8 protein-coding genes are annotated in these 11,922 nt (G+C 62.4%); 5 read left to right on the forward strand and 3 right to left on the reverse strand.

What is annotated here, in order from left to right:
• Positions 1-84 precede the first annotated feature (84 nt).
• From EAY64_RS07755 to EAY64_RS07770, 4 genes are all read left to right on the forward strand, one after another.
• Positions 85-864, forward strand: a complete 780-nt coding sequence (locus EAY64_RS07755) for a ferredoxin--NADP reductase (protein WP_103524207.1) — start codon at positions 85-87, stop codon at positions 862-864.
• 250 nt (positions 865-1,114) lie between these two features.
• Positions 1,115-2,095 carry a helix-turn-helix domain-containing protein gene (locus tag EAY64_RS07760; RefSeq protein WP_103524208.1) on the forward strand — a complete coding sequence of 327 codons (981 nt, stop codon included), beginning with the start codon at positions 1,115-1,117 and terminating at the stop codon, positions 2,093-2,095.
• A gap of 213 nt (positions 2,096-2,308) precedes the next feature.
• Entirely contained in the window at positions 2,309-3,553 is a 1,245-nt protein-coding gene (locus tag EAY64_RS07765) for an MFS transporter (protein WP_103524209.1), read from the forward strand.
• 68 nt (positions 3,554-3,621) lie between these two features.
• Positions 3,622-4,524 carry a SphA family protein gene (locus EAY64_RS07770; RefSeq protein WP_103524210.1) on the forward strand — a complete coding sequence of 301 codons (903 nt, stop codon included), beginning with the start codon at positions 3,622-3,624 and terminating at the stop codon, positions 4,522-4,524.
• Between the two features lie 68 nt (positions 4,525-4,592).
• Here EAY64_RS07770 and EAY64_RS07775 read toward each other — a convergent pair whose 3' ends face one another.
• Complete coding sequence (locus EAY64_RS07775; RefSeq protein WP_103524211.1) at positions 4,593-6,176, reverse strand: GMC family oxidoreductase; 1,584 nt, start codon at positions 6,174-6,176, stop codon at positions 4,593-4,595.
• 264 nt (positions 6,177-6,440) lie between these two features.
• Here EAY64_RS07775 and EAY64_RS07785 point away from each other — a divergent pair, with 264 nt between their 5' ends.
• The gene (locus EAY64_RS07785) at positions 6,441-7,355 is read left to right on the forward strand and encodes a GGDEF domain-containing protein (protein ID WP_199734413.1); all 915 of its coding nucleotides are present in this window, start codon (positions 6,441-6,443) and stop codon (positions 7,353-7,355) included.
• Positions 7,356-7,547: 192 nt separating this feature from the next.
• On the opposite strand, the gene EAY64_RS07790 is transcribed toward EAY64_RS07785, so the two are convergent.
• Positions 7,548-9,803, reverse strand: a complete 2,256-nt coding sequence (locus tag EAY64_RS07790; protein ID WP_103524213.1) for an arginine/lysine/ornithine decarboxylase — start codon at positions 9,801-9,803, stop codon at positions 7,548-7,550.
• Between the two features lie 496 nt (positions 9,804-10,299).
• Positions 10,300-11,817, reverse strand: a complete 1,518-nt coding sequence (locus tag EAY64_RS07795; protein WP_103524214.1) for a phospholipase D-like domain-containing protein — start codon at positions 11,815-11,817, stop codon at positions 10,300-10,302.
• Positions 11,818-11,922: the final 105 nt, after the last annotated feature.

An 11,922-nucleotide genomic window follows, 5' to 3' on the forward strand; every position in this document is an offset into this window, starting at 1 on the left:
GGCCGGATGCGGCTTGCTGCCCTTGGCTTGCCGCAGGCGGCCTGTTGCGCTAAATTACCCGAGTAAATTAATCAGGTATTCACCATGGCCGCACCCGCAGAAGAAAAATTCACCCGCCAGACCATTCTTTCGCTGACCCGCTGGAGCGACAAGCTGCTCAGCTTCCGCCTGAGCCGCCCTGAATCCTGGCGCTTTGTTCCTGGCCAGTTTGCCCGGCTGGGTTTGCCACTGGAAAACGGCGGCATGGTGTGGCGTGCCTATTCAATGTGCTCGGCCAACTGGGACGAGTATCTGGAGTTCTTTTCCATCGTGGTGCCGGACGGCCTGTTTACCTCGCGCCTGGCGCGCTTGCAGCTGGGGGACGAGGTCCTGCTGGACAACAAGGCCAATGGCTTTTTCACGGTAGACCGCCTGCCCGATGGCGAAGACCTGTGGCTGCTGGCTACCGGCACTGGTCTCGCGCCCTATCTGTCCATCCTGCAGCAGCCGGAAGTGTGGCAGCGCTTTGCCCATATCGTGCTGGTGCATTGCGTACGCGAGGTGAGCGAACTGGCCTATCGCGAGGAAATTGCCGCCCTGCGCCAGCATCCCTTGTGGGCGGAGTGGGGTGAGCGCCTGCAGTATCTGCCAGTGGTGACGCGGGCGGCTGAGCCCGGCATGTTGCAGCAGCGCATTCCGGCCTTGCTGGCCAGTGGCGAACTGGCTGCGGCCGCCGGCCTGCCGCTGACCGTGGAGCGCTCCCGCTTCATGATCTGTGGTAATCCGGCCATGGTGGAGGACACCCACCGCCAGCTGATGAAAATGGGCTTCCGCCTGAGCCGGCTGAGCGCTCCGGGCCATCTGGTGCTGGAGAATGGCTGGTAAGCATGGGGCTGGCTAATGGCCGGTCTTGACTTTGCTTAACATATTAATAATATGGAGCAAGGTCAGGCCCGGGCTACTTCCGCGTCTGGCAAGGCCGAGCGGTGATGACACCGCCGGCTGTACGGCCCCGCGCAAGAGGGCCACCCGGAGGAGAAACCATGCACACCATTACCCACCGCGCCGGTCGGCTTGCGTGGCCGCCTGCCATGTGTCGTCCCGTATCTTGCCTGCCGTCAGCCGGGAGCCGCCGATGACCGCCCGCGTGCTGGCGGATGTCAGCATTTCCACCCGTGCAGTCAGCCGCAGTGAACGGGTGGATTTCTGGCGCGAACAAGTAGGACAGCTGCTGATCGATGTGGAGTGCCAGCGCCCGCCAGAGCAGGAGCTGGACGCCAGCCTGCGCTATCAGGACTTCGGCCTGTTCCGCATGGCCACCATCCAGGCCAATGCCCATGCCGTGGCTCGCAGCGGCCACAGCATCCGCCATGATGGCCGTGACAGCATCTTTGCCTGCCTGATGCTGCAGGGGCGTGGTTTCAGCCATCAGGGTGTGGACTGCGCGCTGCATGTGCCGGGTGATGTGGTGCTGTATGACACCGCCCAGCCCTATGGCCATGGTTTTCCCGACCAGATGGAGATGGCGGTGCTGGATATTCCGCGCCAGCTGTTCGAGCAGCAGGTGGGCGGCTGGCAGGGAAAGGGGCTGGTCAAGATCGACCACAGTGTCGGTATTGCCGGCTGGGGGCCGCAGGCGGTGCGCCAGCTGCTGGCCGAAGGCGTGCAGGCACAGCTTGCCGCGCGCGAGCATCAGGCCAGCCAGTTGCTGGAATGGCTGCATTCCTTGTGGGCCGTGCAGTGCGGCCAGGCGCAGGCCGGCAAATCCACCCTGTGCAGTCTGTGGCGTGCCAAGGCCTATATCGAGCAGCACCTGACCGAAGACGAGCTGGACGGCGAGCGCATCAGCCGTGCGCTGGGGCTGTCTGCCCGCCAGTTGGCGCGCATTTTCGAGCAGGAAGGCCTGTCGGTCAGCCGCTATCTGTGGGGGAGGCGGCTGGAGCGTTGCCGTATCGATCTGCAAGATCCGGCGCTGCGCCACCTGTCAGTGAGCGAGCTGGCTTTCCGCTGGGGTTTCAATCACATTGCCCATTTCTGCCGCAGCTACAAACAGCGTTTTGGCGAAACGCCCAGCCATACCCGCCTGCAAGGTCGCAGCCAGTCAGCCCCGCGCTAGGCTGCGCAGCGGCAGCCGCCGGTTAACACCATGTCCGCTGCGGATAACAGCGGCGTCCGGCTCAGGCAAGGATGGCGCCGGGGCAGTGGCTACAGTGTCCTCACGGTCGCAACAGGCCGTCGTGTTCATCACAATAAAGAGGAGACTTTGTCATGCCATTTGCCATTTTGCTGGCCCGTATCCGCCAGCCTGTCTGCCGGGGAGGGCGCCAACATGCGACTTTCCTATGAAAACAAGTTGCTGGGCATTCTGGCGCTCAGTTTCGGTTTCGTGTTTTTCGACCGGCTGGCGCTATCCTTCCTGTTCCCCTTCATCGCCACCGAACTGCAGCTGGACAATGCCCAGCTGGGCATGCTGGCCTCGGCCCTGGCGCTGACCTGGTCCTTGTCCGGCGTGGGACTGGGGGCATTGTCAGATCGCCTGCAGGCACGCAAACCCATGCTCTTGCTGGCCGTGCTGGCGTTTTCACTGTTCTCTGCCGCCTCCGGGCTGGTCGGTGGTTTTGTCAGCCTGTTGTTGTTCCGGGCGCTGATGGGCGTGGCTGAGGGGCCAGTGTTGCCGATTGCCCAGTCCATGCTGGCCGAAGCGTCCACCCCGGCGCGGCGCGGTTTCAATATGGGCATCGTCAATGGTTCGGCCCCCGGCTTGCTGGGCGCGGTGATCGGCCCGCCGCTGCTGATCGCCCTGGCCACGGCCTATGGCTGGCGCACGGCGTTTTACCTGTCCTGCATCCCCGGCCTGCTGATTGCCTGGCTGATCTGGCGGCATGTCCGCGAGCGGGCACCGCATGTATCGTCCGCCACCTTGTCAGTACGGCATGGCCTGCCGGCGCGCGGCATGCTGCAGCTCCTGCGCCATCGCAATATCCTGCTGTGCGTGCTGATTGCCTGCAGCTATATCACCTGGTTCATCATCCTGATCTCCTTTACCCCCACTTTTCTGGTGCAGGTAAAGGGGCTGACACCGGCCCGCATGGGCGCGGTGATGAGCAGCCTGGGCCTGGCCTGGGTGGTGTGGGGGGCGCTGGTGCCGGCCATTTCCGACCATATCGGCCGCAAACCGGCCATGGTGGTGTTTTCGCTGATTGCCGCCTGCTGCCCGCTGGTGCTGTTACAGGTAAACGACTTCAGCACCCTGCTGCTGCTGGTGTTTCTCAGTTATACCGGCCTGGGCTGTTTCACCCTGTTCATGGCCACCATTCCGGCCGAAACGGTATCACCCACGGTCATCGCCACCGCACTGGGCATGATCATGGGTGTGGGCGAACTGGTGGGGGGCTTTGTTGCGCCCACTGCTGCCGGCATGGCTGCCGACCGCTACGGCCTGCCCGTGGTGATGTGGATTGCCATGGCCGCAGCCCTGTTGCCGGCCTTGCTGTCGCTGGGCCTGCGCGAAACCGCGCCGCGCCGCGTGGCGTCTGCAGCCACCCTGTGTCACGGCGATACCGCAACCCGCTAAACCCCGCTTTGCCTTCCCATTTCGCCGGGCAGGGCAGGCCCCTGCCGTGGCCATCGAGGTCCATCATCATGCGAATCAAACAATCCATGCCCTTGCTGGCAGCTAGCCTGCTGGCTGGCGTAATGCTGTCCTCTGCTGCACAGGCCACTCAGTCTGGCGCCGATACCATCGGTGTCGGAGCCGAGGGCTTTCTGGCCGGAGCCTTGCCGCCCGCCGGCTGGTACGGCGTGTTCTACTACAACCACTATCACGCCAGCCAGTTCAATAATGGCGCGGGTGAGTCTTCGGTGCCGGGCTTCGGCCTGACTGCCGATGTGGTGATTCCCCGGCTGTTGTATATGTCGGATAGCCAGCTATGGGGTGGGCGCTTGGGCGGCTTTGTACTCACCGCCCTGCCCACGCTCAGCCTGGATGCCGGTGGGCAACATGCCAGCCGCAGCGGGCTGGGTGACAGTGTGGTGGGGCCGCTGCTGGCCTGGGGGGATGAGGGGCCATTGCACAGCGTGCTGGCACTGGATATCTCGCTGCCCACCGGCAGCTACGACCAGCACAGCATGCTCAACCTGGGTAATAACTATTACTCGCTGCGCCCGGTGCTGGCCTTGTCCTGGCTGCCGGCCAGCGGCTGGGAGGCTTCGGCCAAGATCACCTACACCTTCAACAGCAAAAACCGCGCAACCGATTATCAGTCAGGCCAGCTGTTTCACTTCGACTATGCGCTGAGCTATGCCATCAGACCGGACTGGCGGCTGGGGGTGAATGGTTATTTCGTCAAGCAGACCACCGACGATACCCAGCATGGCCAGGCGGTGAATGGCGATGGTTTCCGTGGCCAGGCTTTTGCTATCGGCCCGGCCGCGCGGGTGCAATTGGGCAAGGCCGGGCTGGAAGTGCGGCTGCTGAAGGAGTTTGCCGTGCGTAACCGGCCCGAGGGCAGTTCGCTGTGGGCCAAGCTGGTGCTGCCCTTCTGATTGTTTCCGCTTAACCAGCACAAGCCCGTTGCCTTGCGGCAGCGGGCTTTTCGCTTGGGGGCCGGGGATCAGGCTTGCAGGATGAAATCGGCGCAGCGCTCGGCAATCATGATGACCGGCGCATTGGTATTGCCGGAAATGATGCTGGGCATGATGGAGGCATCGCAGATGCGCAGCCCTTCCACGCCATTGACCTGCAGCCGCGGGTTGACCACGGCAGCGGCATCGCTGCCCATGCGGCAAGTGCCTACCGGGTGGTAGACCGTCTTGGCATGGCTGCGGATGTGTTCGATCAGCAGTGCATCGCTGGCCTGTGTGGCGGGGGAGGGCAACAGCTCCTCGCTGATGACTTGCTGTAGCGAAGCTGCCCGCAGAATGCGCCGTGCCAGCTTGACCCCGCGCAGCAGGCCGGCCACATCATCTTCATGGCTGAGTGCGCCGCTGACAAAGCGCAGCGGGGCACGGACATCTGCACTGGCCAGGCTGACCGAGCCGCGTGATTTCGGCCGTAGCAGGCAGGGGTTGATCGAGATGCCGTGGCCGGGCAGTGGCTCACGTTCCACATCGCCTACCAGCACCGGCAGCACGTGAAACTGGATATCCGGCCGGCTGCCGCCGTCGGTGCAGGCAAAGCCGCCGCTTTCCACCACATTGGAAGTCAGCAGCCCGCTGCGCAGCAGTTGCCACTGCAAGCCGTTGCGCAAGGCCTTGAAGCCGCGTTCCTGCCCCAGCAGGCTGATCGGCTCGCGGCAGCGGCCATACACCGATACCTCCAGATGATCCTGATAGTTCTGGCCGACCTCCGGCGCATCATGCAGCACTTCAATGCCCTGTTCGCGTAGCTGGGCGGCCGGGCCAACACCGGACAGCAGCAGGATCTTGGGCGTGGACAGCGCACCGGCGCACAGAATGACTTCGGCCCCGGCCAGGGCCTGGTGGTGCTGGCCATCGGCCGTACGCCAGGCTACGCCAACGGCGCGGGGGCCCTGCCACAGCAGCTTTTCTACATAGCAGCCGGTACGCACCTGCAAATTGTCGCGCTGTCTTACCGCTGCCAGATAGGTGGCAGCGGTGCTGCCGCGCTGGCCATTGAAGGTGGTGGTATGAAAAAAGCCACTGCCTTGCTGCACGGGGCCGTTGAAATCATCGTTATAAGGCAGGCCGCACTCTTGCGCCGCTTTGACGAAAGCCAGGCTCAGCGGGTGGCGATAGCGGGTATCGCTGACCCGTAGCGGCCCCTCGGTGCCGTGGTAGGGGCCGGACAAGCGCATATGGTTTTCGGCTTTCTTGAACGCGGGCAACACCTGTTCCCATTCCCAGCCCGTGCAGCCCTGGGCCGCCCAGTCGTCGTAGTCGGCGGCGGTGCCACGGATATACACCATGGCGTTGATCGAGCTGCCGCCGCCCAAAGTGCGGCCTTGCGGTACATGCATGCGGCGGCCGGCGGCACTGGCCTGTGGTTCGCTGTGGTAGATGACGCTGCGCTCGCTGCCGATGACCTTGATGAAGGTGGCCGGCATGTGGATGAAGGGGCTGTTGTCGGGCGGGCCATCCTCCAGCAGCAGCACCCGCTTGCCGGCCTCCACCAGCCGGCAGGTGATGGTGCAGCCCGCCGAGCCGCCACCCACCACGATATAGTCATAATGTTGCATTGCCTTCTCCTTGTTCTCCTGCGCCCGTAGCGGGCGGGACTTCAGCTTACGGGCTGGGGGAAAGGCAAGTTGACTGTCAGGGCCATGGCTTTTGACTGGCCCTGCCAGCGCTCAGCACAATGCAAGAGCGCGTGGCAAAATCATTAGCTGTATTAAGAACTGGCAACTATCTTTAAACAGAATGTCGGCATTGCCGAACGGTACGCCAGTGTGAAGGTGAGAGCACGCTGTCGGCCCATAACAAAGTATGCGGGAAGCCAGGGCATGCCCTTACAAGAACAACACTCCATGGCCAGCAAGTTGCAGGCGGCGCTGCATGAGTCGCCCGTGCTGTTGGCGCTGTTTGATCGCCATGACCGGTTGCGTTACGCCAATGCGGCGTTTTGTCAGGCTTATGATGTGGCGCCGGATGAAACGCTCAGTTGGTCCGAACTGATGCGGCGCAATTACCAGCGCTGCATCGGCGCGCTGATTTATACCCATGATTTTGAAGCCTGGCTGGTGTCGGCCCGTTCACGTCGTGGCAAACAGCCTTATCGTGCCTTCGAGGCTGACCTGACCGATGGCCGCTGGATCTGGATGACCGAGGCGATGCAGCCGGATGGCAGCATGGTGTGTGTGGCCACCGATATGAGCGAACTGAAAGTGTCAGAGCGTGAGCTGCGCCAGGCGCGCGACATGGCACAGCGTGCGGCGCAGACCGATCCGCTGACCAGCATCAGTAATCGTTCCTGCATCATGCAGCTGTTTGAGCAATTGCTGGGTCGGGCCGAGGCCACCGGCATGCCGCTGGCGGTGGCGATCATCGATCTCGATCATTTCAAGCAGATCAACGACCGGCTGGGTCATCCGGCAGGGGACCGCGTCATCATCGACTTTGTGCAGCGCATCCAGCCGATGTTGCGGCCGCACGACGGTTTTGGCCGGCTGGGCGGCGAGGAATTTCTGCTGCTGTTGCCCGGCTACAGTTCGTCCGAGGCCGAGTTGTCCCTGCGTGCCATGCTGGCTGCGGTGGAGGCTTCGCGGCCGCTGGCCGAGCAGCCGGGCTTTGGCTATACCTGCTCGGCCGGGCTGGCCCTGTGGCGGCCCGGTGATGACCTGGCCCAGGTGTATGCGCGTGCGGATATCGCGCTGTATCAGGCCAAGGCAACCGGGCGCAATACCTTGTGCCGCCATTAGGCGTCGCTAACAACCTAGCTGGTGCGACGTGGTGCGGCCTGGCCGTACCCTTGCTGTCGGCGTCGGCGCGCCTTGCCCCAGGGCCGCTACACTATTTTGTTAGCCGCTCTAAGCGTGTTCACATCACTGCAAACAACAAAGAAAAAGCCGCAGGGCAATGCCTGCGGCTTTGACATGGGGCTGTGACCGCGCTTATTTGACGCAGTCCACGCAGTAGACCTTGCGGCCTTCCACTTCGGTAGCCACCAGACCGTGCACGTCGGTTTCGAAGCCCGGCAGTTCGCGGTTGAAAGCCTGGGCAAAGCGCAGGTAGTCAACAATGGTCTTGTTGAAACGCTCGCCCGGAATCAGCAGCGGAATGCCCGGCGGATACGGGGTCAGCAGTACGGCGGTGACGCGGCCTTCCAGCTGGTCGACCGGCACGCGTTCGATCTCGCGGTGGGCCATCTTGGCGAAAGCATCGGACGGACGCATGGCCGGCTCCATCTCGGACAGATAGATCTCGGTGGTCAGGCGGGCGATGTCGTGCTTGGTGTACAGCGCATGGATGCGCTGGCACAGGTCCTGCAGACCCACGCGTTCGTACTGCGGGTAGCGGGCGACAAAGTCCGGCATGGCGCGCCACAGCGGCTGGTTCTTGTCGAAATCGTCCTTGAACTGCTGCAGCAACGAAATCAGCGTGTTCCAGCGGCCCTTGGTGATGCCGATGGTGAACATGATGAAGAAGCTGTAGAGGCCGGTTTTTTCCACCACCACACCGTGTTCGGTCAGGTATTTGGTGACGATGGCGGCCGGAATGCCCATCTCTTCGAAGCTGCCGTCCACATCCAGGCCCGGCGTCAGCACGGTGGCCTTGATCGGGTCCAGCAGGTTGAAGCCTTCTTCGATGCCGGCAAAACCATGCCAGTGCGCGCCGGGTTTCAGTTCCCAGTCCACCGGGTCGCAGATGCCGTCGTCGGACAGCTCGTCCGGGCCCCACACGCTGAACCACCAGTCGTTGCCGTATTCCTCGTCCACCTTGCGCATGGCGCGACGGAAGTCCAGCGCTTCCACCAGCGATTCTTCCACCAGTGCCTGGCCGCCCGGCTGTTCCATCATGGCGGCAGCCACGTCGCAGCTGGCAATAATCGAGTATTGCGGGCTGGTGGAGGTGTGCATCAGATAAGCCTCGTTGAACCAGGCGGTATCCAGCTGACGGTTTTGCGGGTCCTGCACCAGGATCTGCGAAGCCTGGCTGATGCCGGCCAGCAGCTTGTGGGTGGACTGGGTGGAGAAGATCAGGCTGTCCTTGCAACGCGGACGGCCTTCGCCAATGGCGTGGAAATCGCCATAGAAGTCGTGGAAGCTGGCATGCGGCAGCCAGGCTTCGTCAAAGTGCAGGGTGTCCACTTCGCCATCCAGAATGCCCTTGATCTCTTCCACGTTGTACAGGATGCCATCGTAGGTGGATTGGGTGATGGTGAGGATGCGCGGCTTGAGCTTGGGGTTCTTTTCCAGCGCTTCGCGGGCAAAGGGGTTGGCCAGAATCTTTTTCTTGATGTTTTCCAGCTGGAATTCCGATTTCGGAATCGGGCCGATGATGCCGTAGTGGTTGCGCGTGGGCATCAGGAATACCGGAATGGCACCGGTCATCATGATGGCGTGCAGATTGGACTTGTGGCAGTTGCGGTCCACCAGCACGATGTCGCCGGCAGCCACGCAGCTGTGCCAGACGATCTTGTTGGAGGTCGAGGTGCCGTTGGTGACAAAGAACAGGTGGTCGGCATTGAAGATGCGTGCGGCATTGCGTTCCGAGGCGGCAATCGGGCCGGTGTGGTCCAAGAGCTGGCCCAGTTCGTCCACCGCATTGCACACGTCGGCGCGCAGCATGTTTTCGCCAAAGAACTGGTGGAACATCTGGCCCACCGGGCTCTTCAGGAAGGCCACGCCACCGGAGTGACCCGGGCAGTGCCAGGAATAGGAGCCATCGTGGGCGTAGTCCACCAGCGCGCGGAAAAACGGCGGGGCCAGGCTGTCCAGATAGCTCTTGGATTCGCGGATGATGTGGCGCGCCACGAATTCCGGCGTGTCCTCGTGCATGTGGATGAAACCATGCAGCTCGCGCAGGATGTCGTTGGGAATATGGCGCGCGGTGCGGGTTTCGCCATACAGGTACACCGGGATGTCCGGGTTGCGGCGGCGGATTTCCGCCACGAAGCTGTACAGCTGTCCCAGGGCGTTTTCCGAGGCGTCGTCGGTCTGGAATTCTTCGTCGTCGATGGACAGGATGAAACCGGCTGCCCGGCTTTGCTGTTGGGCAAAGGAGGTGAGGTCACCATAGCTGGTGTAACCGATCACGCTCATGCCCTCGGCCTCCATGGCTGCTGCCAGTTCGCGGATGCCGGAGCCGCTGGTGTTTTCCGAGCGGAAGTCCTCGTCGATGATGACGATGGGAAAATGAAAACGCATACCTGAGTCCTTGTCGGTCAAAACTCGGACACCACAGCCGGGGATGGCCATTCAGGAAGGCAGCCCTTGCCATGGCAAAGGGCAATACCGTGCACCTGTAACGCCTGTCGGCCCGCAGCTTGCTGCAGTGTCACTCGGTGCGCGTTGGGGCGCAGTCGCTGGTCCCTGCCGGATGGCAGTGGGCGGGGCTGGCCTTGAGGCGCGTAATGGTACTAGGCGCGCACGAAAACCGGGGTGCATCCTGCTGGCTGACGTGGAGTGGCCGCAGATCCCCGGCTTTCTTAGGGAGCACGGTTTAGGTGCGTCCTTCACGTCGGCCGGCTTGGGGAACATCCCAAGAAAGCGCGCATTGTAGACCTTTTACCGTGCTTGTGTTGCAAGGCAATATCAGTGAGTGAAAATATTCTGCAGGTTTGATCAAATATCCGGCTGAAAGCCTTGTCTGGCAAGGGTTTCAGCCAGTCGCTACCGACTTAAAGGATTGTTTTAAGACAGATTAGCCTGCAGGTGGTGCTGGCGGTTTGAGATTATTTTTTGTCGCGGCCAACTGTTGTTTTTTTTCATTGCGGCGGCGGTACAGCCCCAAAGCCTTCAGCACAATGGCGCCACCGCTGACCAGCAGCAGGAAGGCCAGCGGCCCGGCCACCAGCCAGGGAAACAGCACCACCAGCACCGCCAGTGCCAGCAAGGCGAGGCCAATGGTCAGAAAAGCAGCGGCCTCGCTGGTATCGATGCTGCGGGTGCCGCGCACCACGGCACCCAGCGCATCGCCAATGCGTGCCGCCTGGCGCGCTGCGGCGCTGGCACTGCTGCGCGCCGCATGGCTGGCCGCCGGCAACAGTAAAGAGGGCGGCTGGCGCTGGCGCGGCTGGGTCAGTACCGGCGTGCGCTTGTGGCCGCTGAGTACCACTTCGGTGGATTGCTGCAGATCCTGCAGAAAGCGCGCGGCCAGTTCTTGCGCCACCGTTTCATCTTCGATGGCGACATCGATTTCGCGGTTGGCCAGCCAGCTGGAGATATTCAGATTGGTGGAGCCGATACGCGCCCAGCGGCCGTCGGCCACCGCCGTCTTGGCATGGATCATCGGGCCGTTCCACTCGAACACCCGCACGCCGGATTCCAGCAAGGGGCGGTACATGGTGCGCGAGACGGTGGCGATCCAGCGGATGTCACTGGAGCGCGGCACCAGCAGCCGCACATCCACGCCATCGCGCGCCGCCTGTTTCAGTGCCGACAGATAGGTGCTGGTGCCCATGAAATAGGCATCGGTCAGCCACAGCGTGCGGCGGGCAAAGCTGGCAATCAGCATGTCCAGCCGCATCATGTGAGCGGTGGACGGAGTGGTGGCAATCAGGCGGGCGGCAATCGTGCCGCATTCCGGGATGGGGGTGGAAAAATCCAGCCAATGCGCGTCCAGTGGCGGACCACAGCTGGCCCAGCTGTCAGTAAAGGCAGCCAGCGCCTCGGCCACCAGCGGGCCACGCAGCGCCAGCCCGGTATCACGCCAGGGGGCGATGCCGGCATCCGGCTGGCCTTCCCAGCTGGAGCTGATGCACAGGCCGGAGATAAAGGCCGTTTGCCGGTCTACCACGATCAGCTTGCGATGATTGCGCCCCAGCAGGGTCAGCCCGCCAGTCAGCGTGGGTGGGTTGTAGGCGCGCACCTCGACCCCGGCACTGGCCAGTGGCCGGAAAAAACCACCCAGGCTGGGCCGCCAGCAACCCAGCCAGTCGTATAACAAACATACCTTGATGCCGGCGGCGGCCTTGTCCATCAGCAACTGGCGAATTTCGCGGCCAAAGCGGTCGTTGGCCACGATGTACATTTCAATGAATACCGAATCTTCCGCAGCGGCAATCGCCTGTTTCCAGGCCGGAAAGTTATCGCTGCTGTCATACAGCAGCTGCACACTATTGCCGGCAATCAGCGGCGCGCCGGCCGAACGCGCGAAAGCCTGGTCGGCCAGCTGGCGGACGAAATCCTGTGTTGCCGGTGTAGTGGCATCGCTACGCATATCGCCTCGTGAATGTTGTCAGACAATATTCAAAATAAGGTGTTTTCTCTGGTTTTGGATAAGGACATCCCGCAACAGGGAAAGTCGTAAATATGAATATGAGTG

It is taken from the genome of Aquitalea palustris (assembly GCF_003693445.1).
In the GTDB taxonomy this organism is placed as follows: Bacteria; Pseudomonadota; Gammaproteobacteria; order Burkholderiales; family Chromobacteriaceae; genus Aquitalea; species Aquitalea palustris.